Annotated in this window: 21 protein-coding genes and 5 pseudogenes; 23 read left to right on the forward strand and 3 right to left on the reverse strand. The window is 31.5% G+C overall.

Annotated elements, in window-relative coordinates:
• The first annotated feature begins 19 nt into the window (after positions 1-19).
• The 3 genes and pseudogenes from PYW42_RS02130 to PYW42_RS02140 form a co-directional block, all read left to right on the forward strand.
• Positions 20-292, forward strand: coding sequence for a DUF3884 family protein (locus tag PYW42_RS02130; protein WP_002381203.1), 273 nt, complete (start codon positions 20-22; stop codon positions 290-292).
• Between the two features lie 20 nt (positions 293-312).
• On the forward strand, positions 313-1,212 hold the full coding sequence (locus PYW42_RS02135; protein ID WP_002355424.1) for an aldose 1-epimerase family protein: 900 nt from the start codon (positions 313-315) through the stop codon (positions 1,210-1,212).
• 385 nt (positions 1,213-1,597) lie between these two features.
• A pseudogene (locus tag PYW42_RS02140) lies at positions 1,598-2,143 on the forward strand (zeta toxin family protein); the annotation flags it as partial.
• 61 nt (positions 2,144-2,204) lie between these two features.
• Here PYW42_RS02140 and PYW42_RS02145 read toward each other — a convergent pair.
• Together PYW42_RS02145 and PYW42_RS02150 are read right to left on the reverse strand one after the other, a co-directional pair.
• On the reverse strand, positions 2,205-2,474 hold the full coding sequence (locus tag PYW42_RS02145; RefSeq protein WP_350028757.1) for a helix-turn-helix domain-containing protein: 270 nt from the start codon (positions 2,472-2,474) through the stop codon (positions 2,205-2,207).
• Positions 2,448-2,791 (reverse strand): annotated as a pseudogene (locus PYW42_RS02150) (recombinase family protein); the annotation flags it as partial. The pseudogene PYW42_RS02150 and the gene PYW42_RS02145, both read right to left, overlap by 27 nt.
• A gap of 182 nt (positions 2,792-2,973) precedes the next feature.
• On the opposite strand from PYW42_RS02150, the pseudogene PYW42_RS14165 reads away from it, so the two are divergent.
• From PYW42_RS14165 to PYW42_RS02225, 12 genes and pseudogenes are all read left to right on the forward strand, one after another.
• Positions 2,974-5,945: pseudogene (locus tag PYW42_RS14165) on the forward strand (Tn3 family transposase).
• A 463-nt stretch (positions 5,946-6,408) separates the two neighbouring features.
• Complete coding sequence (bsh, locus tag PYW42_RS02170) at positions 6,409-7,383, forward strand: choloylglycine hydrolase (RefSeq protein WP_002355428.1); 975 nt, start codon at positions 6,409-6,411, stop codon at positions 7,381-7,383.
• A 444-nt stretch (positions 7,384-7,827) separates the two neighbouring features.
• A complete protein-coding gene (locus tag PYW42_RS02175) occupies positions 7,828-8,133 on the forward strand; it encodes a hypothetical protein (protein ID WP_002364917.1) in 306 nt (101 codons plus the stop codon).
• Positions 8,127-8,654, forward strand: a complete 528-nt coding sequence (locus tag PYW42_RS02180) for a hypothetical protein (protein WP_002363048.1) — start codon at positions 8,127-8,129, stop codon at positions 8,652-8,654. The genes PYW42_RS02175 and PYW42_RS02180 overlap by 7 nt, the downstream gene beginning before the upstream one ends.
• A 251-nt stretch (positions 8,655-8,905) precedes the next feature.
• Positions 8,906-9,162: pseudogene (locus PYW42_RS02185) on the forward strand (TfoX/Sxy family DNA transformation protein).
• A gap of 86 nt (positions 9,163-9,248) precedes the next feature.
• Positions 9,249-9,491 (forward strand): hypothetical protein, encoded by a 243-nt coding sequence (locus PYW42_RS02195; RefSeq protein ID WP_002363049.1) that lies wholly within the window; start codon positions 9,249-9,251, stop codon positions 9,489-9,491.
• A gap of 382 nt (positions 9,492-9,873) precedes the next feature.
• Positions 9,874-10,740: a hypothetical protein gene (locus PYW42_RS02200; protein ID WP_010711377.1), complete on the forward strand. Its 867-nt coding sequence runs from the start codon at positions 9,874-9,876 to the stop codon at positions 10,738-10,740.
• Positions 10,741-10,878: 138 nt separating this feature from the next.
• Positions 10,879-11,475, forward strand: a complete 597-nt coding sequence (locus tag PYW42_RS02205) for a recombinase family protein (protein ID WP_010729897.1) — start codon at positions 10,879-10,881, stop codon at positions 11,473-11,475.
• A 16-nt stretch (positions 11,476-11,491) separates the two neighbouring features.
• Positions 11,492-11,778: pseudogene (locus PYW42_RS02210) on the forward strand (hypothetical protein).
• A complete protein-coding gene (gene uvrC, locus PYW42_RS02215; protein WP_002363053.1) occupies positions 11,772-11,996 on the forward strand; it encodes an ultraviolet resistance protein UvrA repressor UvrC in 225 nt (74 codons plus the stop codon). Before PYW42_RS02210 ends, uvrC begins: the two are co-directional and overlap by 7 nt.
• Before the next feature lie 59 nt (positions 11,997-12,055).
• The gene (locus tag PYW42_RS02220) at positions 12,056-12,265 is read left to right on the forward strand and encodes a hypothetical protein (protein ID WP_002363054.1); all 210 of its coding nucleotides are present in this window, start codon (positions 12,056-12,058) and stop codon (positions 12,263-12,265) included.
• 341 nt (positions 12,266-12,606) lie between these two features.
• Positions 12,607-12,879 carry a hypothetical protein gene (locus PYW42_RS02225; protein ID WP_002363055.1) on the forward strand — a complete coding sequence of 91 codons (273 nt, stop codon included), beginning with the start codon at positions 12,607-12,609 and terminating at the stop codon, positions 12,877-12,879.
• Between the two features lie 32 nt (positions 12,880-12,911).
• Here the strand turns inward: PYW42_RS02225 and PYW42_RS02230 are convergent, their stop codons facing one another.
• On the reverse strand, positions 12,912-13,349 hold the full coding sequence (locus PYW42_RS02230; protein WP_010729899.1) for a hypothetical protein: 438 nt from the start codon (positions 13,347-13,349) through the stop codon (positions 12,912-12,914).
• Positions 13,350-13,512: 163 nt separating this feature from the next.
• On the opposite strand from PYW42_RS02230, the gene PYW42_RS02235 reads away from it, so the two are divergent.
• The 8 genes from PYW42_RS02235 (at position 13,513) to PYW42_RS02270 (ending at position 24,648) form a co-directional block, all read left to right on the forward strand.
• Positions 13,513-14,472: an IS30-like element IS6770 family transposase gene (locus tag PYW42_RS02235; protein WP_000221326.1), complete on the forward strand. Its 960-nt coding sequence runs from the start codon at positions 13,513-13,515 to the stop codon at positions 14,470-14,472.
• 490 nt (positions 14,473-14,962) lie between these two features.
• A complete protein-coding gene (locus tag PYW42_RS02240) occupies positions 14,963-15,280 on the forward strand; it encodes a hypothetical protein (protein ID WP_002411208.1) in 318 nt (105 codons plus the stop codon).
• A gap of 77 nt (positions 15,281-15,357) precedes the next feature.
• Positions 15,358-16,239, forward strand: a complete 882-nt coding sequence (locus PYW42_RS02245) for a S41 family peptidase (RefSeq protein ID WP_002363057.1) — start codon at positions 15,358-15,360, stop codon at positions 16,237-16,239.
• A 269-nt stretch (positions 16,240-16,508) separates the two neighbouring features.
• The gene (amaP, locus tag PYW42_RS02250; protein WP_010717288.1) at positions 16,509-17,075 is read left to right on the forward strand and encodes an alkaline shock response membrane anchor protein AmaP; all 567 of its coding nucleotides are present in this window, start codon (positions 16,509-16,511) and stop codon (positions 17,073-17,075) included.
• A gap of 16 nt (positions 17,076-17,091) precedes the next feature.
• The gene (locus PYW42_RS02255; RefSeq protein WP_002358517.1) at positions 17,092-17,283 is read left to right on the forward strand and encodes a DUF2273 domain-containing protein; all 192 of its coding nucleotides are present in this window, start codon (positions 17,092-17,094) and stop codon (positions 17,281-17,283) included.
• A gap of 28 nt (positions 17,284-17,311) precedes the next feature.
• Positions 17,312-17,848 carry an Asp23/Gls24 family envelope stress response protein gene (locus tag PYW42_RS02260; RefSeq protein WP_002364907.1) on the forward strand — a complete coding sequence of 179 codons (537 nt, stop codon included), beginning with the start codon at positions 17,312-17,314 and terminating at the stop codon, positions 17,846-17,848.
• Positions 17,849-18,122: 274 nt separating this feature from the next.
• On the forward strand, positions 18,123-23,240 hold the full coding sequence (locus tag PYW42_RS02265; RefSeq protein WP_111997010.1) for a Rib/alpha-like domain-containing protein: 5,118 nt from the start codon (positions 18,123-18,125) through the stop codon (positions 23,238-23,240).
• 199 nt (positions 23,241-23,439) lie between these two features.
• Positions 23,440-24,648: a YSIRK-targeted surface antigen transcriptional regulator gene (locus PYW42_RS02270; RefSeq protein WP_002411461.1), complete on the forward strand. Its 1,209-nt coding sequence runs from the start codon at positions 23,440-23,442 to the stop codon at positions 24,646-24,648.
• Positions 24,649-24,716: the final 68 nt, after the last annotated feature.

The raw sequence follows: 24,716 nt of genomic DNA on the forward strand, positions 1-24,716 counted from the left end.
TACTTGAAAATGTAAAAAATTGTTATCCGATACTTTAGAAAAAGTACAACACTTATTTAGACCAAACTTTGAAAAGGTATATATTGTTAGTTTCGAAGATTGTCCTATGATTCCTGAGCTTGAAGCTAACCCGTTGCTAAAATGTGGTAAATGGTATGTTTCAACTGGAAAAGAGTGGATTTGCCATTCTGATTTAGAGTTATCAGCATTTGAATGGGAATTTTTACAATCACTCGATGTAGAAATACGTGAGACTATTCACTTCGAGGTAAATTATTTGCCTTTCCAATAATAAAAAGAAGGGAATTAGTTGTGACTATCGAATTAAAAAACGAGTATCTTACTGTTCAGTTTAAAACACTTGGTGGTCAACTGACTTCGATTAAAGACAAGGATGGGATAGAGTATCTCTGGCAAGCTGATCCAAATTATTGGAATGGACAGGCGCCTATTCTATTTCCTATCTGTGGTAGTTTACGAAATGATTGGGCTATTTATAGACCTCAAGAAAGACTCTTTTTTACAGGTCTTATTCGTAGACATGGTTTTGTTCGAAAAGAAGAATTTATTCTGGAAGAAGTCAATGATAATAGCGTGACCTTTAGTATTAAACCAAATGCTGAGATGCTTGATAATTACCTATATCAGTTTGAACTGAGAGTTGTTTATACCTTGAATGGTAAATCAATTAGAACCGAATTTCAGGTAACGAACTTGGAAATGGAAAAAACAATGCCTTACTTTATTGGAGCCCATCCAGCATTCAATTGTCCTTTAGTAGAAGGTGAAAACTATGAGGATTATTATATTGAATTTAGTGAGGTTGAGTCTTGCTCGATACCAAAGAGTTTTCCTGAGACAGGATTATTAGATTTGCAAGATCGGACACCTTTTTTGGAAAATCAAAAGATTCTCGATTTGGACTACTCACTTTTTTCCCATGATGCCATTACACTTGACCAGCTCAAGTCTCGTAGCGTAACGCTTCGGTCAAGGAAGTCTGGTAAAGGTCTTCGAGTAGATTTTGATGATTTTCCGAACTTGATTCTGTGGTCTACAACTAATAAAAGTCCATTCATTGCTTTGGAACCTTGGAGTGGTCTCTCCACTTCACTTGAAGAAGGTAATTTCTTAGAAGATAAAAGACAGGTAACGAAAATTTCACCTCAAGAAACTTCTAGAAAAATCTATGATATTACTATCCTTAATTAAAATTTGTTATTATTTGAGTCTTCAATAAGATTTGAATACTCTTACCTTGTGATGATAGATTGGTCTTCTCCGTGCCAGTCTTACATCGCAAGGTTTTTAAGTTTTTTGTGGGTCTATGTCAACTGTAGTGGGTGACGAAAAGCTAATATCTAAAGACAGTCTGGTAGTAAAAAAATAAGATTATTTACTACTTCTTGATTTAAAATAATAGTGGGGCCATTAATTTGTGGCAAATTTAATTTAATATTTTGCCTCAAATTAGCCACACTTTTTATAGAACTAAGAGGAAAAATGAAGTTTTCTTCCTATTAATATAGTTGTTTGAAATCTTAAATATAGCGTTTTACGATGTAATGGGAAGTATGGTGAATAAATCAACTATGTTCGTATGACAGAAGCACTTATTAGCCGTTTAAGCGATTAAGGCTATAATTTAGTGATTGAAGGAACAGGACGAACAACAGACGTTCCTATTCAAACAGCCACAATGCTTGAATCTAAAGGTTATGAAACAAAAATGTACGTCACGGCAGTACCGAAAATTGAATCATACTTAGGAACGATTGAACGATATGAAACTATGTATGCAGATGATCCAATGACAGCTAGGGCAACACCAAAACAAGCGCATGATATTGTTGTCAAAAACTTGCCGATCAACTTAGAAACCCTTCATAAAACGGGCTTATTTAGCGATATAAGGCTTTACAATAGAGAAGGAGTGAAACTCTATTCAAGCTTAGAAACGCCTTCCATTAGTCCGAAAGAGACCTTAGAAAGAAAATTAAATCGTAAAGTATCAGGGAAAGAAATTCAACCGACTTTGGAGAGAATAGAGCAAAAAATGGTTCAAAATCAACACCAAGAAACCCCTGAATTTAAAGCAATTCAACAAAAAATGGAAAGCTTGCAGCCACCTACACCACCAATACGGGGTCACTGGAACATCCATACAGAAAATAGCGGTAGAAAACCGAACAACTACTGGGCAATTAAGTTAGTTGTTCGGTTCTTTTGTTTAGCTTTCTCAATTTTAGTCGATTAATTTCACGATAAAAGGTTCCTGTAGATATCTGATTTGTTTCAATGATTTCTTTGACAGAATAATCGCCACTTTTGTACATTCGAACTGCAATATCTAGTTTCTCTTGTGGAATTTTAGGACGGCCAATCGCTACCCCTCTTTTTTTACTAGCTTCGATTCCTTTACGGACTCGATCAGCCAAAAGATTCCGTTCTAATTCTGCGATCACACTCATCATTTGTAACATGGCCTTCCCGTGGGTGTTGAAGTATTCATATTCTCTTTTAAAGAAACAAATTGAATTTGCTTTTGATCCAATTCCTGAATTAAGTTTAAAATGTCCAAAGTGTTCCTTCCAAGTCTAGAAATACTTTCTACTACAACAATGTCTCCTTTTCGAATCGTTTGAAGAAGCTGCTCAATTCCTGGGCGGTTTCTTTTTGTACCTGTATATTTTTCTTGAATAATCTTCTCTGCGCCAAAATTTTTTAACTGATCAATTTGACGACCTAAATTTTGATCGTCTTTTGATACACGAGCATAGCCAATAATCATTACAAGAACCTCCAGTTTTATTTCTTTTTTATTATGAAGAATGTTCTTTCTTTTGGCAATGGTTTATTATAAACTTTTTTATAATGAGTTTTTGAAAACTTAAAACATTGATAGACAAAGGAGTCAAAAACTAGAAATAAGATTCTAAAAAACTATAGTTTTTGGAAAGTTTGGAGGCTTAAATGAAAAAAGAAAAAATTTTTGGTACGTTTGTGGGTGCTCCTTCGGAAGAACAATTGCAATTATACTTCCAGTTAACTGATTTTGATAAAGAAATTATTAATGAAATGAGATTACCTTCTACTAAACTCGGGTTTGCTGTACAGCTAGGGACAGTACGATTTTTAGGAACTTTTTTTACTGATTTTTCAAAAATACCGTTAGAAGTAATAATATACCTGGCCAATCAATTATCTATTGATCCCCGTGAATTTGATTCTTATTCTAGAAAAATGACAATCAGTCAACATGCACAATTGATCAAAGAGCGCTATTCGTATAGAAATTTTCAAGACTCTGATTGCCAGAAATTTCTATATGATTGGCTTTTATCTCGTGCTTCACATACGACTGAAACAACTGAAATGCTCTCAGATATGCTATTGAAAAAATGTTTAGAAGAAAAAATATTACTTCCAGGTGTATCCATATTTTAACGTTTTATTTCCAAAATTGTTGAACAAGCAGAAGATCAATTGATGAAGCAACTCTCTCTTATACCTTCTGAAGAAGAGTCAGAGAAGTTATTAAATTTACTTAGTCTTATGGGTGTGCCTGTTCAAGGGGCATTCACTAAAATGGATATTTTACGAGCTCCTTTAATTGATGAAGGTAGGAAAGAAATCACTCGTGGTTTTCATCGATTAAAGGAATTCCAGCAGTTTCATACGAGTGAATGGGATTTCTCAACTATCCCTGAAGGAAAAGTAAAGCATTTAGCTACCTACGCTTTTAAAGCCAAATCAAGCCTTATTCAAAGAATGAGTATTCAGAAAAAATTAGCCCTTTTAGTTGCTTTTGTGTATGAGTATGAAAAGATTGCTACAGACGAATTGCTTACAGCTTTAATAAAATATTATGAGTCAATTTTTAGACGAGCAAAAAATAAAGAATCAAAAGAGCGTTTACGAACGTTAAAAGATTTGGATCGTGCAGCATTTACTCTATCTGAAATAGTTGAACTACTTTTAGACGATTCTATTGAAATTGATTGTCTGCGAAGCCGAGTGTTTGACCAATATCCAGCAGAGGATATTGTAAATGCGGTGTTTCAAGTAAAGAAACTTGTTAAAAATGAACAAGAACCTATTGCAATCGCAGAATTAATTCAATCCTATCGTAAAATTCGAAAGTTTATTGCCTTGATTATTGAAACATTAACAATAGAAAATGGACACTATGATGAAGATTGTATGGCAGTGTGGTGCTTAATTCAACGTAGAATCCCCAAACCAATCACCTTTAGACAATTTGAATCTGTTGAAAATCATATACCAAAGAAATGGGCTTATTATATTCACTATAACCCTAATGAAGTCAATCAAAGTATGCTTATTCTAGGTATTGAGTTACTAATCCAAAGCTTGAATAAACATGATATATTTGTACCTAAAAGTGAAAAGTTCATTGATCCAATGAGTTGTTTAATCAGCAAAGAGACGTGGGAACAGCAAAAAGAAAGTTTACTCTCTCAATTGGAATTACCTAGCTCTTCTGTTGAAGCAATAAAGCAATTAGAAGAAGATCTAAGTCTGTCATATAACGAAACAGTAAAAAATGGCCCCATTCTGAAATGGCTAGAATTGAAAAACAGGATAACAAAGATAAAATTATCGTGTCTAAACTCCGAAAAACACGTGAAAATAAGGAAGATAAGCAGTTCAAAAATCGCGTAAAAGCATTAATGCCCAAAATTGATCTTCCAGATTTATTATTGGAGGTAAATCAACAACTTGATTTAACCTCCTGTTTCCACCATATTAATGAATCGAATACGCGTATGGATCACTTAGATATTAGTGTTCTAGCAGTACTTTTAGCAGAAGCCTGTAATATTGGCTTTTCTCCAGTATCTAAAGAAGGAATCGAGAGTTTAAAATATGATCGGCTAATGTACGTCAATCACCAATATGTTCGATTGGATACACTGTCAGCAACAAATAAAAAAATTATTTCTGCATACAAAAAACTTCCTATTTCTCTTGTATGGGGAAATAATCAAATGGCTTCGGCCGACGGTATTCGTTATACCACACCACAACGTTCCCTATATTCTAGAAGTAATCCAAAATATTTTGGCCGCAGTCGTGGAGTCACATTTTACAACTTTGTTTCTGATCAATATATTGGCTTTCATGGAATGGTTGTTCCAGGAACATTGCGTGATTCTTTGTACTTATTGGATGGTTTTTTAAATCAAACAAGTGGCTTAGAACCAAAACAAATCATGACAGATACAGCCGGGTATAGTGATTTGGTATTTGGACTTTTTGGATTGTTAGGCTTCCAATTTAGCCCACGAATTGCAAACAATCACGGAACAAAACTTTGGCGAATAGACTTAACTGCAGACTATAAAATGTTAAATGAAGTTTCTCAAAACAAAATCAACACTACTCGAATAGAAAAAAACTGGGACGAAATACTTCGAGTAGCAGGTTCTTTAAAGTCAGGAAAAGTGAATGCGACAGAGTTAACAAAAGCACTTCAACGAAATGGTCAACCAACAGAGCTAGGGAAAACCATTATTGAATATGGAAAAGTATACAAAACAAAGCACCAATTGCGCTATATTTCTGATGAGATTTATGCAAGACAGATTTTAGAACAGCTGAATAAAGGAGAAGCAAGGCATACATTATGTCGCCACATATTTTATGGGAAAAAGGGCAAACTATATCAAACCTATATTGACGGAATGGAAGAGCAATTGACTGCTCTTAGTATTGTGACAAATGCAATTATTTATTGGAATACGCTCTATTTAGAAAGAGTAATTGACCAAATGCGTGTAGAAGGATTTGATTGTTCAGAAGAGAAAATCAATAAATTATCACCACTTCTCGTTGAGCATATTAACTTTGTTGGTAAATACTCTTTTCGATATGATCCTTCCTTGAAAAATGGACATTTGCGTCCTTTAAATACACAATAAAACTAAAATGTTCGTGTTTTAAATCCTAGCGCTATTTTCTGCACGAATGTTCCAGAAGAATATTTCTGAAGAGAAAAAGAAAAAAACAAGAAACGTTGATTTAACAGCATTTCTTGTTTTTTTTCATGTCTCACTACCGCTATTTTCTGTACGGATGTTCCAGTGACGCCATTTACTAAGTATGTAGTAGGTCATTTAAGTTGAGCATACTTTATTTGTATAAACTTTGAATATGATTAAAGTATTTAGGTTAGTAATTTTTATGTATCAACAGTTCCTGTTATAAAATAAAAATAGCTAGTTTTTTAGTTAATATATCTTTTTATGTCAGTTAGGAACTGTGATATTTAAATTGAATGTTCATATATTGTTTTAGCCATTTTGTGGATAGGTTAAATTTGATAAAAAAGAGTATTGGGTGTACTATTTTAGTGACTGAATTAGTATATAGGAGGAATTGATTATGTGTACAGCAATTACTTATGTATCAAAAGATCATTACTTTGGAAGGAATTTTGATTATGAAATTTCTTATAATGAGGTGGTTACTATTACGCCGAGAAATTATAAGTTTTCATTTCGAGAAGTTGGAAATTTAGATCATCATTTTGCAATAATTGGAATTGCTGCTGGGATTGCTGATTATCCGCTTTATTATGATGCAATAAATGAAAAAGGATTAGGAATGGCTGGATTAAACTTTTCAGGCTATGCAGATTATAAAAAAATTGAAGAAGGAAAAGAAAATGTTTCTCCATTTGAGTTTATTCCTTGGGTATTGGGCCAATGCTCTACTGTAGATGAAGCAAAAAAATTATTGAAGAATCTTAATTTAGTAAATATTAATTTTAGTGATGAACTTCCGTTATCCCCTCTCCATTGGCTGTTGGCTGATAAAGAGCAATCTATTGTGGTTGAAAGCACGAAAGAAGGCTTACGTGTATTTGATAATCCTGTAGGCGTATTAACAAATAACCCAACATTTGATTACCAATTATTTAATTTAAACAATTATCGTGTACTTTCAACTAGAACTCCAAAAAATAATTTTTCAGATCAAATAGAGTTAGATATTTATAGTAGAGGAATGGGTGGTATTGGGTTGCCAGGAGATTTATCATCAGTATCTAGATTTGTAAAAGCAACTTTTACTAAGTTAAATTCTGTATCAAGAAGTTCAGAATATGAAAGTATTAGCCAATTTTTTCATATTTTAAGTTCTGTCGAACAACAAAAAGGATTGTGTGATGTTGGTGATGAAAAATATGAGTATACGATTTATTCTTCATGTTGTAACCTGGAAAAGGGAATTTATTACTATCGTACGTATGACAATAGTCAAATTACTGCTGTGGATATGAATAAGGAAAATTTAGAGAAGGATAGCTTAATTGTTTATCCAATGGTGGAAACACAACAAATTAACTATGCTAATTAATTTGTTGTAATTCTTGTTTTTATAAGTATTTTCGAAATGATTTTAAATAAACGGGAATAATAGAAGAGTAGATTTAAGTTATTGATAACTACTAGGTAATTGATGATAAATTAAACAAATTAGATGCTTTAAGGAAAGATGACAAAAAAAGTACAGTATTACATGAAAAAGTGGATTTTTGAGAAAAAAAGGGTTTAACAATTAATATCAAAAACAACTATTCTTATAAAACGAATAGTTGTTTTTTTGTATTCATATTTTCTATAAAAAAATGAATAGTAAACGCTTGTAATTTTTTTAATAAGAAGGATAGCTTGTTATAAGAGTAACTACGATTGTCCGCATAATTTTTTTGAAGTGTAAAAAAAATATAGAGTTATAAATGTGATAGGTGTATTAGTATTTATTTAAAAGACTAAAAAATGTGAAGGAGTTTGAATCGAAATGAAAAAAGTATGTGCTATTTTAATGATTTCTGCGTCAGTTTTAGGAATGGTGCCCAGTAATGCACCAATTTTTACAGCAGAAATAAATTATGCGCATGAAAATGAATTACAAATGAATCCGTTTGTTATAGCGTTTATCGATAAAGTGAAGCAAAATTTAGTTTTAGATGATAATTATCATACAGTAAAATTAACTGAGGCTGCAACGGATGAGAAGATTCAAAAATTGTACGCAGAAGCTACAGCACTATTGGTAAAACAATCAAGTGTTTTATCGAGTGAAGAGAAACAAATTATTTGTTAAAGGCTATGAGGAATGAATTAAAGAAAGACCAAAATCAAGCGTATGAGGAAGAAAAAATTAAGTATTATCAACAGCAATTTAATGAATTGTTTAATGATTCGAATAATCAAATGTTAAAGGAGACAATTACTGGCTCCCAATTATTAACATTATTTGAAAGTTTTATTGAATATAAATCCGAACGTAGAAATCGGGACGAAAATATCATGAATCGTATTTCGAATTTATTTGAAATTCTAAATGGTGCTATTGTTCTTTGGTCAAATGAGTTGGAAAAGAAAGTTGATGATTTATTTTCAGTTAGGGAGGAAGCATTAAAAGAAACAGTTTCTCAATCAGACATTGAGCAATTGGCAAGTGATGCAGAAGAATTAGATAAGTTGGGTGTATCATATGCTTATGTAGAAAAAATTACACATAAAGTAAAATTGGTAGCAAAAGCTGTTAAATTTATTTATGAAATGCCGCAAGATACACTTGTTCGTGAAATTTCTATAGCATCTACTAAGCAAGAAGAATAATGAAAGTAATTTGTTTGGCTGTTTACATCATAAAAAATGTTATTTTATAAAAGAATTGCTAAAGCTTTGCAATAAAGAATCTATTGATATGATTAGTTTTTTCGTATTTTTTAAAAGAAAAGACTTTTGGAATCTCAACATTTGTTTTAAGTAGGGATCATGAATATAAGTAAATAAGAAAAAATAGTATTAACAAATTATACTGAATAAACAAAAGAAGTAGTAGTTCCATTAATGTCAGGAGAATTGAAATGAGTGATTTAATAAAATTACCGAATATAGGAGTAGTTTTAGAAAAGAAACTACTTTTAGCAGGAATTGAAAACCAAGAAAAGCTAAAAAAATCGGGAGTAAAGAAGCTTTTTTTCGTATACGATTGCAAAGTGACTCAGATGCATGTTTACATATGCTTTATGGGTTGGAAGGAGCAATAGAAGGTGTAAATGATATTTGTTTATCTCAAGAAACAAAAGAAGAATTGAAAGCATATTATAATTCATTAAAATAACTTTACATTATTCCTACTAAAAATAACTAACTAGTTTATATTAGAAGTTCTGTTTATTCAAACATTAAAGGAAGAAAAAGGTTTGTATGCAAATTTATGCTCATGAAAGAGGTAACCCTTATGGATGCACATATTTTATAAGTTTTCATGAAATAGAGTTAGTGATACTGTTAGTGTGGAAAGATAATTTTTTTACTTATAACAAGCAAGAAGTGGAAAATAATTTAAATAAGATGGCCGATGTAAGCACCTCAGCAAAAAGAACAATCTATCAATTCATTGAAAAGACTAATTCTTTGTTGTATCTATCCTATAAAGAATTACATTAGAATAACAAACCAAAAAGCAAGCCCGTAGCGAATAGGCTTGCTTTTTGTGTATCTGTACGTTTTAATATGGGATACTTTTAGTATGTTTTCGTTTCTATATATTTTTTCTATTGTAATAGATATCAAAAAATAAGAAGTAATTCATTGGAAAAGATATTTTGAGTAGTTAAATTATTTTTTTAGTTATGATAAACTATAGCTATAAAAAGTTTTAGAAAAAGAGCAAAAAAAAACACACATTTTTAACCAAAGGGGTTAACAAATGTATGTGATACAGAATCATAGTTTGTTGTCCAAAGGGGACAATCAAATTACACATTCAATATAACATGAATCTGTACATAATGCAATAGTCAAATATAGGATATTGAGGAGAATACTAGTGAAAGAAACAGTATCGGTTTTTATGGATGAAAGTGGCAAAAATAAAAATGAAATTAGTCTGATTGGAAGTGTGGTCGTCCCTAATAATTTTTATTGTTCAAAAAGTGTTATGGAGCTAAATGATAAACTAAAGAGAGAAGAAATAAGTTTCCATTTGACCGATTATAAAAAAAGTCAATTAAAAGATTATTTAAACTTATTTGATTTATTTGTTTCAAATGAAAATTTACTTCGATTCAATGTAGTAGCTTTTAAGCGTGGAAGATTTAGTAATCATATGTTGAAAGGAAAAATTGATGATATGGTATATTCAAAAATACCAGAGCGATCAATCTATGGATCATTGAGAGGGTACAGTTCATTTACTGAGGTTGAAGCAAATATCTATATTGAGTACGCAACAGATTATGAAAAAAGAGGTTTAGATAAGTTAATTAAGAATCAGCTTAATATTCATTCTTTGTATAGATACGATCATTTTAAAGTGGTTAAAGCAAAGCTAATATATAAAAATACTGAAATTGGATTAGAATTTACTGATGCTTGTTTAGGTGTTTTAAGGAATATAATTGAAAATAGAGATGTAAAGACAACAAGTAGTAGTAAAGTTAGTAGGACCTTAATTTACAAAAAGCAGTTGGTTTATGAACTTATTAATAGACATAGAAACTTTTTTGAGCATATTGATTTATTTGAATTAGACGATAAAGGATTACTTGAACGAATTGATATGCGTAAATATATAAATCTTTTCCAATCAAAATATCTAAAAGAGAAGGAGTTATATGGTGAGGTAGCAGAAGTATACGGAGATTCTAAATATCATGTGAAACGAAAACCAAGAAAAATTCCTTATAGACAATGAGGACAAATTTATCATAGTTATTGTTATTAAAAATGTGAGGTCAGAAACTTAAAAAGTTTTTGGCCTCTTTGCTTTTTCGTGCTATACTTGGAATTATCAAGTGTCAAAAACTTATGTTCAGAAAAGGTGAGGAAATTTTTGTCCATTTATGGTTATTCAAGAGTGAGTACTAGTAATCAAGATTACAAAACCCAGATTCAAAAACTAGAACGAGCTGGAGCAGAAAAAATCTTCAGTGAAAAATATACTGGAACAAAAAAAGAAGGAAGGAAAGAATTAGAAGAACTACTTTCTATTGTAAAAACTGGCGATAAAGTTTTAGTGACGAAAATTGATCGGTTGGCTAGAAGTATTGTTGATTTAAATTCAATTATCTCTTCTTTAAACAATTCAGGAGTGACTATCATCTTCTTAGATAATGCCCTAACCTTTGAGCCAAATAAAAGTGATTCTATGCAAACGTTAATGATGAATATGCTGGGTAGCTTTGCGCAATTTGAAAGAGATTTAATCGTGACGAGAACGCAAGAAGGGAAACAGTGGCATCGAGCGAACAATAAAAATTATCGAGAAGGACGTCCGAAAAGAGTACTAAATGATAAATACAAACATGCACTAGAGTTAATGGAAACAAACAGCATGCGAGAAGTGGAAAGGAAAACAGGTATTTCTTTATCTACTCTCAAACGAATCAAGAAACAAGCAAAGGAAGAACAGTTACTTAGTGAGAAATAATTCAGGAGTACTTATAATGGAAAATAGAGAGAAAATTATTCAGTTGTTCAAAAATCCTTTAGTAACAGGTTATGGGATTGAGATAATGTCAAACGGGCGACTTTATTCAGCAAACTTCCAAAGATATAAGAATCGAGTAAAGAAAGAAGAAAACCCATTGATATTTTTGAGAGCATGACAGCAAAGGTTGAGCAGTTATTTTTAGAATTAGCTGAAGAAGTCATACGAACGAACCCTAAAACAAAACAAGAATTCAAGGAAATGATTAAAGAATATAGTTATAAGGAGGATAACAAATGGTAGTTCGAAAAACATATGATCATTGGGGGATCGAAATCAGCACATGGAACAAAAGTAATATAGTTACTTTTATTGATTGTGACTGCGGGCAATTAGCTAAAAGAGAACTAGGAAAGTATAATCAGTTTAAATGTGATAGCTGCAATAAAGAATACAAATTGTATCAAGGCAACTATATCGCAATTGATGAAAAAATAAATGAAGTAGCTCAAAACGATTGAAAAAGTAAAAAGATTTTTAATTGTGTGCTTTCAATAATTTAAAAAAGGTGGAGAGTTTAATGAATTTTGGATATTTGAATTTTGGAACAAAAGACGCTGTTTTAGTGATCGCAATATTTATTATCTTAATTTTGACGGTACTGTTTCGTTGGTCAGCTTTAGAATTTGTCTTTTCTTCAGGTGCAGTAGGAATTGCTTTTTTTGCTGGAAATATGAAACAAGACAAAAGGATATCAGATAGGCAAAACAAAAAGATAGATAAGAGGTAAATGAAATAATAGCGAAAACGATGCACGACTCCAATAGGGATTTTAACTATTTCTTGAAGGTGTACCAGATAAAGAAGTTGAAGAAAAAAAGGTATTAACAGACGAGACGGACTCTTAAAAGGTATCGTCAGCATTACGGAGTTACTGCAGAAAAGAGAAAGAAGAAAAAATAAAGTAGAGAAAAATTCTACTCCATAAAAAAATACTTGTTTGATTCTGTATTACGTTAAACGACAAATTGTTATAATTTGATTAAAATATTAAATATGATATAATTTTTTATAATTTAGTCTGAATTACAATTAGTTGATTAGCATTATTTCTACAGAGGAGATGATAAAATGGGTATATTTACTAATTTTTCTGATTTTTTAGAAGAAAGAAGAAAAAAGAAACATGATAAAATAAGAAAAAAAGCTGAAGCTATGAAGCGTCAAGGTAAAAGCCCAGTAAAGAAGGGCTGGGGAACAATGGTCGATACTGGATCAGGTGGAATAAACAAAAACCCAATTGATAGAGTTTACGATATAGGACAACAACAGAAAAATTTATCTTCTAAAAGTGATGAAAAAAATAAATTTTCAGAATACCAAAAAATAAAGAAAAGAAGTTAAAAATCTTCTTTTCTTTATTTTTTGGAATTAAATTAATTATCTTGCTTGACTAATAAGTCTGTAGCTTTTAAAGATGATGGAATAGGATAAGGTCCTCCTTGAAGATAGAGAGTTCCTGCGTAGGTTCTCCAATTTCCTGGAGCATAGCCTGTAGAAATTAGTGTCAAATATCCGTGGGATCGACGCTCAACTGCTGTATTTTCGACTGAAACATAAATTGTTGCAGGCGGGTATCCAACGTACGAACGGTAAGTTGTGTAATACCAAGTGCTAGGAGCATATGCTGCACGTTGTTGGATAGCGTCGGTAGTAGATAAGTTAGACGATAATTGTTCATTTAAAACATCGTGTGCATAAGATTCTTGTGATGGAGTAACATTTGACTCTTGTGATTCTGCATTTGTCTGTTGGGAAAATCCGAATAGAATGATACTAGCAAGAAATAAAAATAAAACACTTTTAAATTTCATAATTAACTCCATTTTCTATAATTAAATGTTAATTAATATTTAATTATAAGTCAAGAATTTATAAAATCGCGAATTGTAAAATTAAGTTAGAAAAATAAAAAGGCATTTATGGTACACTCAAATTGTATTTCCGACGAAAGAAAACAAAGGAGTGTAACCATAAATGACCTACAAACATCTTACCATAGACGAACTGACAATGATAGAATCATATTATCTTCAACATAATAAACCGGTTGAAATCGCTAACCGAATGGGACGTGCTATACAAACTATTTATAATGTAGTCAATAAGTTCAAGCAAGGCAAGACTGCTCTTGATTATTGGCACCAGTATAAAGAAAATAAGAAAAAATGTGGTAGAAAAGTCATTCAATTACCTGCTCATGAAGTAGATTACATTAAAGAGAAAGTCACTCTTGGTTGGACGCCTGACGTCATTATCGGGCGAAAAGAAAGGCCTGTTTCATGCGGTATGAGAACACTTTATCGTTTATTTTCTAAAGGGATATTTGATATTGACACACTACCGATGAAAGGTAAAAGAAAACCCAATGGCCATCAGGAAAAACGGGGAAAACAACAATATCAGCGCTCAATCCATGATCGACCTGATAATTATCCTGATTTCAATTCTGAGTTTGGTCACCTTGAAGGTGATACGATCGTTGGCATTCATCATAAAAGTGCCGTCATTACTTTAGTTGAAAGATTATCTAAAGTCATTATCACGATTAAACCCAACGGCCGTAAGGCATTAGATATTGAAACCGCCCTTAATCAATGGTTTTCTCGCTTCCCTAAAAACTTCTTTAAATCTATTACGTTTGACTGTGGAAAAGAATTTTCTAACTGGAAAGCCATTAGTAACCAACACGATATTGATATATATTTTGCGGACCCTGGAACACCTTCTCAACGCCCATTAAACGAGAATTCTAACGGGATTCTGCGTCGTAATGGACTGCCGAAATCAATGGATTTTAGAGAAGTGAATCAGACATTTATTTCCAGTGTCAGCAATCAACGTAATCATATTCCAAGAAAATCATTGAATTACAGAACACCAATTGAGATATTTTTGAGCTATGTACAAGAAGCATTTTATTCTAACTTAATTTGACAAATCATATAATAAGAAAATGTATGGAATAAGATATAAGATGGTTGTGTCATTTTTAACTAAAGCAATCAAAGTTAGAAACTTAAAATAAAACTTGATTTAGGACTTTTGTATGATTTATTTTAGCTGTATTTATGATTTAATAAAACTAACTATTATTTCTTATTATAGTTGTCCTTTATGAAAGCGCTGTTTTTCGGTGTGCTTCGTCTATATTAACAACACTAATAAAAAGAGGATTTATTCAAAGTAAATAATAGGGAAAAAGTCGATAGAATAAGCAATAGTAATCGTTAAAAAAGGGAGATGCTAATATGGATATAACGGATAAAGAAAATTTTCAAAAACAGATGGATTTTTTGAAGAGACATAATTTTTACCAATATGTTTATCAATTTCGATGGCTATTTGTGTTTATACCAGTACTTGTTTTTTTGATCTTATTTTTATCGATTTTTCTTGGCTGATAATAGTAAAAGGCATATTATTAATGGGAATATTGATCAGTGAATATTATGTTATGTATCGTTTCTTTAAACCAATTGCTCTTGATGAAAAACAAGATTTCTCTAGTGTTCAGCTATTCCTTAACCTTTTTATATTTAATGCATTATTCATGTTTGTTATGCTAACAAACTTTCATCAAGTTTTTGTAGGAAAAGAATTTATTATTTTTGGTTCATTAATAGGCTCGTTGTTTTTTGGTAGTTTCATGGGTGGAATATTTACGATTTGCTTAAAGGAACAACTAAAAGAATACCAGAAGCTAATGAATCAATTTACAGATATAAAGAAAGAAGTACATTGATGAAAAATAGAATTAGTTAGAACAGCCATGTGTGGTGAAATATTGTAGTATATTACTTGTTAAGGACGATGAACAGGATGAGTATCAAAAAATATTTACTTTTTTATATTATTAGCACATGTGCCATTATTTTTGTTTCTCTTACTTTTTTCTTTTTACCTCTAAAATCGATTGATTCTAGGAGTTATGAAGTACTTCATACGATATCTCAATATGGAGTAATTACTAATAAAGATGAGTGGAGGAATATTTTAGAATTAACAAGATACGGTAGAAAAGTAACTAATGTGGATAATTTAAATACATTAGTATATGTTGTTAACAAACATAGTTCTGTAAAACAAATAAGTAGTGACAAAGATATGGATAATATGGAAACTCTTAAGTTACCAAGTATTTCAAAGTATGAGGATCTTACAATTATTAACATTCCAAGTGTCTATAGCAATGATGATAACTTCTCAATTAAATATGCATCAAAGTTGACAGATTTAATCGAATATACTTCTGGTAACATTGTTTTAAATTTATCAAATAATTATGGCGGTCTGAAAGAACCTATGATTATTGGTGCGAGTTCTTTAATTCCTAATGGAATGCTCTTTAGCAATATTAATAATAAAAAGGAAAAGTATCCTGTTTACTTAAAAAATGGTAAATTATTTGGTGGCATTCCAGGAACGATTAACGAACTGAATCTTTATAAATTATCATTACACAAAAAGAAACTAGGGAAAAAAGTTGCAGTTGTAATAAATAATAACACAGCAAGTGCCGCTGAGAGTTTACTTTTAGCGTTAAAGAATAATCCAAATGTAAAAGTTTTTGGTATGCCTTCTGCAGGATATACTTCGGTTAATTTAGGACGTTTTTTTACTAATCAAAATTCCGATAATTATTGGTGGTTTGTATATACTGTTGGCTATTATGAGACAATAAAGCCCATAAAGGGAAAATGATTGTTTAACAATCAACCTGTCCCGCCAGATTATTATGTAGATTTATCGATGTTAGATAGAAATACTCAAGATATTACACAATTTTCTAATACCAAGAAACTATTCAAAAAAATAAAAAATTGGATTAACTCTGATTGAGTTGAAGGTACATTAAAGTAAATGAATTCTTAATGTATAGTATAACTTGTAAGCATAAAATTTTTATAGGAGAAAGGCTTTTGCTAAAATTATATTGTGGTAAAAGTCACATGAAAGTGGGGGGAGAATCGATGACGAAAGGGAAAAAAATTTTGTTTAGTTTTATTTCTTTAGTTTTTGGAACTTTTTTATTTGCAGTATTTGTTCATTATCAGTTCATGTATTCATTACCTATTTATTTTATTAAGTTTGAAGAGTATCCTTTTATAGAGAATTACATTCAACTATATTTGTACTGGGGTAGTGTTATAGGTATGGTCTTTATCCTTTTATTTATTTTAGGGATTGTTTTAAGTCCAGCAGAAGTAACATCCGTGAAATTAAACGATGACAAAGGAATATTAGAAATCAAAAAAAGTGCTATTGTAGGAATTGTTCAGTCGCAATTAGATCAGTCCAATTTATTAAGGGATTCAAAAGTAAATGTAAAAATGTATAAGAAAAAGATAAAAGTACGTATTACAGGAAATACAAGTGACAATCTAGATATTATAAATCAAACGAATCAATTAGTAAAAAATATTGAGTTATATCTTAAAACTTTTATAGGATTAGATACTTCAATAAAAGCAGAAGTAGTTTTCAAAAATATATCTCGTTCAGGAAAGAGTAAGCAAAAACAAAAACGAGTGATTTAAAGAAAGAGGGGAGAATATGAAAGAATTGTTCCTAGAATATAAGTATCCAATTATTGGAGGACTAATAGGATTGGTATTAGCACTTTTCTTTTTCACTATTGGTTTTTTTAAAACAATTCTCTTATTAGTTATGGTTGGGATTGGTGTATTTATAGGGAGTTATATTAAAAATGAGGATTTATTTGGAAAATTTTTCCAAAATAAATAAAATAAAGAATATTTAGGAGTGGATACAAATGGAGAAAACAAAAGTAAGTGTAAAGGAAGAAACGAAGAAGGAAAATGTACAAGGAAAATTAACGTATGAAGATAAAGTGATTCAAAAAATTATTGGCATTTCTTTAGAAAAAGTAGAAGGATTGCTTACGGTTGATGGTGGATTTTTCTCAAATTTAGCTGGTAAGTTAGTGAATACCGATGATGTTACATCAGGTGTAGTGGTTGAAGTAGGAGAAAAACAGGTAGCAGTAGATTTAGATATTGTTGCAGAATATGGAAAAGATATTTATAAAATTTACAATGAAATGAAAGAAATTATTACAAAAGAAGTAAAAAATATGACTGGGTTAGAAGTTATTGAAGTAAATGTAAATGTTGTTGATATTAAGACAGAAGAACAACATGAAGAAGATTCCGTTAGTTTAAAAGATAAGGTTGGTGAGGCAACAGAATCAGTAAGTAATTTTGCCAGTGAGCAAACAGAGAAAGCAAAAGAGCTAGCTTCTAAAGGAAGTTCTAAAGCAAAAGAATTAACGGAATCTCGTGTTAAGTAATATAGAAAGAAAAATTTTTAATGAGAATAATTGAATAATAAAATAACTAAAAAATGTAGAGTAATAGTGAATCCAGAGGAGAAAATCCTCTGGATTTTTTTTACTTGATTTCTAGGGATGTTCCAGTGACCCCGTAAAGGTCGGTTTTTTTTATAATATTTTATTTTTGATATTTTTTTACAAATATTTGTGATATTTACAAGAATTCCTATTTTGTATTATTTATAATAAAAATGTAATTTTAAATTTAAATAAGGAAGGGAGCAAATTTAGTTTGTTTGGAAAAAACAATAAGCATATGATTTTAAAAAAAGGGAGAAAAAGAGTATTAAAGTATAGCATAAAAAAATTAAGTGTGGGTGTTGCATCAGTATTAGTTGGTGTAGGCCTTGTTTTTGGGGCAACTGGAATAGTTAATGCACAAATGGGTGAAGGAAGATTAGTAAATTATTCTGCTTCAGGAAATACGTTTCAAGAAAATCCGGGATATACGAAGAATTATAATTTCTCGGATTTACAATTCAACCCTAAAGCAATAACTGGTGATGTGTTACAAGGAAATACAATTGATTTTGAGGTTTATGGGAAACATAATATTGCAGCTTCAACTGCAAACTGGGAAATTCGTCTTCAATTAGATGAACGATTGGCCCAGTATGTTGAAAAAATTCAAGTTGATCCGAAGAAGGGCGTAGGAAATAGTAGACGAACTTTTGTAAGAATTAATGATTCGCTTGGCAGACCTACAAACATTTGGAAGGTTAATTACATTCGAGCAAATGATGGACTATTTGCTGGGGCAGAAACAACTGATACACAAACTGCTCCTAACGGTGTGATTACATTTGAAAAAAATTTAGATGAAATTTTTAAAGAAATTGGTGCAGATAATCTTAAAAGCGACCGTTTAATGTATCGTATCTATTTGGTAAGTCATCAAGATGACGATAAAATTGTACCTGGAATAGAAAGCGCTGGTTACTTTTTGACAGATCAAGATGATTTCTATAATAAGTTAGATGTATCCGAAAATAATTCTGATCAATTTAAGCATGGATCGGTAAATACTAAATATGAAGAAGCTAATATCCAAACAAAAGACGGTTCTGGGTCTACTGGTGCTAATGGAGCTATAATTTTAGATCATAAGTTAACGAAAGAAAAGAATTTTTCTTATTCAACTTCTGCAAAGGGAACGCCTTGGTATGCTAACTACAAAATCGATGAACGTTTAGTACCATATGTATCTGGAATACAAATGCATATGGTTCAGGCTGATAAAGTGGCATATAATGTTTCGTTTGAATCAGGAAAAAAAGTGGCTGATTTAGCGATTGAGCGACGTGAAGGTCATGAGAATTATGGTATGGGTTCAATCACTGACAATGATTTAACTAAACTTATTGATTTTGCTAATGCTAGTCCACGACCTATCGTTGTTAGATATGTTTTACAACTGACTAAACCTTTAGATGAAATCTTAGAAGAAATGAAAGCAGCGGATAAAATCGAAGAAAATGCGCCATTTGGTGAAGATTTCATCTTTGATTCTTGGTTGTCGGATACGAATAAAAAATTAATCCAGAATACTTATGGAACAGGTTATTATTATTTGCAAGATATTGATGGTGATGGAAACCCTGACGATAAAGAAGAGAGCGGAGACACGAATCCATATATCGGGAAACCTGAATTAGAAGAAGTATATGATGTTGACACAACAGTTAAGGGGAAAGTATTCATCCACGAGTTAGCGGGAACAGATCACAAAGCGCAACTTGTTGATAAAGAAGGTACTGTATTAGCAGAAAAAACTATCGCTCCAAATGAAAAAGATGGGGCTCCAATTTCAGATACTGTAGAATTTGAATTTACGGGTGTAGATTCAAGTAAACTAATCGCGAAAGATGAATTAAAAATCCAAATCGTTTCTCCAGGTTTTGATAAACCAGAAGAAGGTTCAACCGTTATTAAGGAATCACCAAAAGCGGTTGATAAACAAACCGTGGTAGTTGGATTTAAACCAGATGCTAAAGAATCAATTCGGAATAATAAAAACTTACCTGAAGATGCAGAGTATTCATGGAAAAAAGAGCCTGATACTTCTAACGTTACTGATAGTACGAAAGGTATTGTAACTGTTAAGATAGGAAATCGAACTTTCGACGTGGATGTAGAGTTTGCTGTAAAAGCTTCTCAAGCTATGGAAAATGATGCAACATACGTACCTATAACAACAACCCCAGAAACGACAATTCAAAGTGGTAAACCTACATTTGATAAACCAGATGTTCCTCTAGCTAACGATGCCTTTTCAATTTTAGATGTTTATAATAAGGACTTCGGCAATGCAAGTGTTGACGCAAATACTGGTATTGTTACATTCACTCCAGCTAAAGGTGTAGGAGAATCGGAGCCGATTACTGGAACAATTCCTATTAAAATTGTTTACCAAGATGGTTCTGTAGGCACGACCGATTTAGCAGTAACTGTAAGTAAAAATATTTATGAAAATCCAGGAGAAAACATTCCTGCAGGCTACCACAAAGTAACCTTCACCGCAGGAGAAGGAACAAGTATTGAAAGTGGAACAACAGTCTTTGCAGTGAAAGACGGCGTAAGCTTACCAGAAGATAAACTTCCGGTGTTGAAAGCAAAAGATGGTTATACAGATGCGAAATGGCCAGAAGAAGCAACGCAACCAATTAAAGCAGATGATACAGAATTTGTATCAAGTGCAACAAAATTGGATGATAAATCTGATGCTGACAAATATACTCCTGAAGGTCAAAAAGTGACTACAGAATTGAATAAAGAACCTGACGCATCTGAGGGAATTAAAAATAAGAAAGATTTACCAAAAGATGCTAAGTATACTTGGAAAGAAAAAGTAGATATTAGTACAGCTGGAAATAAAAAAGGTACGGTTGTAGTGACATATTCAGATGGATCATCTGATGAAGTTGAAGTAGATGTCACAGTAACAGACAATCGCTCTGACGCTGATAAATATGAGCCAACAGTAGAAGGTGAAAAAGTAGAAATCGGTGGTAAAGTAGATTTAACAGATAACGTTACTAACTTACCAACGTTACCACAAGGAACAACAATAACAGATGTTACTCCTGGTGGTACAATCGATACTAATACACCAGGTAATTACGAAGGTGTCATTGAAGTAACGTATCCAGATGGTACAAAAGATACAGTAAAAGTTCCAGTAGAAGTAACAGACAATCGCTCTGACGCCGATAAATATGAGCCAACAGTAGAAGGTGAAAAAGTAGAAATCGGTGGTAAAGTGGATTTAACAGATAACGTTACTAACTTACCAACGTTACCACAAGGAACAACAATAACAGATGTTACTCCTGGTGGTACAATCGATACTAATACACCAGGTAATTACGAAGGTGTCATTGAAGTAACGTATCCAGATGGTACAAAAGATACAGTAAAAGTTCCAGTAGAAGTAACAGACAATCGCTCTGACGCTGATAAATATGAGCCAACAGTAGAAGGTGAAAAAGTAGAAATCGGTGGTAAAGTGGATTTAACAGATAACGTTACTAACTTACCAACGTTACCACAAGGAACAACAGTAACAGATGTTACTCCTGGTGGTACAATCGATACTAATACACCAGGTAATTACGAAGGTGTCATTGAAGTAACGTATCCAGATGGTACAAAAGATACAGTAAAAGTTCCAGTAGAAGTAACAGACAATCGCTCTGATGCTGATAAATATACACCAATGGTAGAAGGTGAAAAAGTAGAAATCGGTGGTAAAGTAGATTTAACAGATAACGTTACTAACTTACCAACGTTACCACAAGGAACAACAGTAACAGATGTTACTCCTGGTGGTACAATCGATACTAATACACCAGGTAATTACGAAGGTGTCATTGAAGTAACGTATCCAGATGGTACAAAAGATACAGTAAAAGTTCCAGTAGAAGTAACAGACAATCGCTCTGACGCTGATAAATATGAGCCAACAGTAGAAGGTGAAAAAGTAGAAATCGGTGGTAAAGTGGATTTAACAGATAACGTTACTAACTTACCAACGTTACCACAAGGAACAACAATAACAGATGTTACTCCTGGTGGTACAATCGATACTAATACACCAGGTAATTACGAAGGTGTCATTGAAGTAACGTATCCAGATGGTACAAAAGATACAGTAAAAGTTCCAGTAGAAGTAACAGACAATCGCTCTGACGCTGATAAATATGAGCCAACAGTAGAAGGTGAAAAAGTAGAAATCGGTGGTAAAGTGGATTTAACAGATAACGTTACTAACTTACCAACGTTACCACAAGGAACAACAATAACAGATGTTACTCCTGGTGGTACAATCGATACTAATACACCAGGTAATTACGAAGGTGTCATTGAAGTAACGTATCCAGATGGTACAAAAGATACAGTAAAAGTTCCAGTAGAAGTAACAGACAATCGCTCTGACGCTGATAAATATGAGCCAACAGTAGAAGGTGAAAAAGTAGAAATCGGTGGTAAAGTGGATTTAACAGATAACGTTACTAACTTACCAACGTTACCACAAGGAACAACAATAACAGATGTTACTCCTGGTGGTACAATCGATACTAATGCACCAGGTAATTACGAAGGTGTCATTGAAGTAACGTATCCAGATGGTACAAAAGATACAGTAAAAGTTCCAGTAGAAGTAACAGACAATCGCTCTGACGCTGATAAATATACACCTAAAGGTCAAAAAGTAACTACTGAATTAAATAAAGAACCAGAAGCATCTGATGGAATTAAAAATAAATCGGATCTACCAAAAGGAACTATGTATGTTTGGAAAGAAAAAGTAGATGTGGGTATACCTGGAAATAAAAAAGCTACTGTTATAGTAATATATCCAGATGGATCTAAAGAAGAGGTAGAGGTTGTTATTTCTGTAGTAGATAAAAAAGCGCCGAATAAACCTCAAGTTGATCCTATTACAGATGTTGACAAAATTGTTACTGGTAAAACTGAACCAAATGCAGATGTAACAGTAACGTTACCTGATGGAAGTCAATACCATGGCACAGCTGATAAGAGTGGTTACTTTAAAGTTAACGTTCCTAAATTAGAGGCAGGGACAAAAGTAAAAGTAACTTCAACTGATGAATCTGGCAATACTAGTGAACCTACTGATGTAGTTGTTTCGTCAAATGAATTAAACGGTGGAAAAGGTAATGGAACAGACAGTAAGACTAACAACAATCAAGATAAAAAACAATTCTTGAAAACTTATCCTAAAACAGGAGAGGTTGATAGTAATATTTATACTATTGCTGGTGGTTTAATATTGTTAGGAACTTTAGGGTTATTAGGGTATGAAAAATGGAAAAAAGAGGATGAATAGAAGTTTAAATTATTAAATATTCTCTGAAAAGAGGAAGAAGTCTCTTCCTCTTTTTGTTTTATTGTTGTTTATTTAAATAATATTGTGGATTTTATTATTTTTTATTAAAATAATGTTGATATTAAAATGAGTAAATAATTACTAGATAATATTTATTTACTTATAGTAAAAGTTCATATTTAAGTAAAGGAGTTTTTTTTTGAATACGGATAAAGAAGTTTTATTAAAGTCATTACATGTATGCTTAGGGATACCTATATTAGTATTTAATGAAGATTACACTCTTGTAGAAGAATATAGATCTGATAGGACTATATCATTATTTTATGATTTCCCAACTTTTTTAAAAAAAGTAGTGAAAGACAAGCTTAAATTTGATTATATAACTGGTAATTATAATGAGTTGTTTTTATTGTACACATACAATAAAAAACTGTTTTTGTTTGGTCCATTCAGATGTAATACCATAGAAAAAGATAAATTCTATTCTATGGTTCAATATAAAAGTATAAAGCATTCTGATAAAGAATCCTTATATAAATTATTAAATAAATTACCATTATTTTCATTAGGGGATATTAGAGATATTCTTATCCTTATAAATTATTTTTTTACGGGAAAGATTGAAGACTTATTTCATAAGCCGTTACATGATTATGAGAAAAAATTTTCAGAAGATATCCAAATAGAACGGATAGATATGTTATTATCTCAAAATTATGATCCAGAAATTTATTTATTTTTATATGAAAATAAAATTTTAGAATATGTTGTAAATGGTAATGTACAAGAATTAAGTAATATGATATTTAAACTAAGTAATGGTGTTGTTCCTGTGGTTAGTGGGGATAACGTACGTTCTGAAAAGAATTATTCAATAGTTGTATTTGAGAAGTTAGCACAAGCAGCTATAAATATGGGAATGGACTTAATAAATGCATATCAGAGTCGAGATAGTTTTATAAGGAAAAATGAACTATGTATAAATTTAAAAGAAGTATTAAAAGTTAGAGATACTGCTATAGTATTTTATACCTCTGAAATAGGAAAAGCTAAAGTAAGGAATCTTTCTCCTCAGATATCATCAATTGTTCAGTACATTGGTCTAAATATGTATACAAAGATTACAGTAAGACAGATTGCTCAATATTTTTCAATGAGTGAAGCTAGGTTACGCACAGCTTTTAAAAAAGAATTGAACATTAGTATACATAATTATATTTTAAGAAGAAAAATTTCAGAAGCTAAAGTAATGTTAAAATCTAATTATCCTATTAATGATATTTCACTATTATTAGGTTTTTCAGATACGTCTCACTTCACTAAAGTTTTTAAAAAGATAACAGGGACGACTCCTAAAAAATATCAGATGTCAGTTGATTCTAAATTTACATTAAATTTAGACTAAAAAATGTTTTAGTACGAAACATTTTTTAAATAATTATCTAACTTTTGGAAATGAAATTAATTGTTTAG

The organism is Enterococcus faecalis, from assembly GCF_029024925.1.
In the GTDB taxonomy this organism is placed as follows: Bacteria; Bacillota; Bacilli; order Lactobacillales; family Enterococcaceae; genus Enterococcus; species Enterococcus faecalis.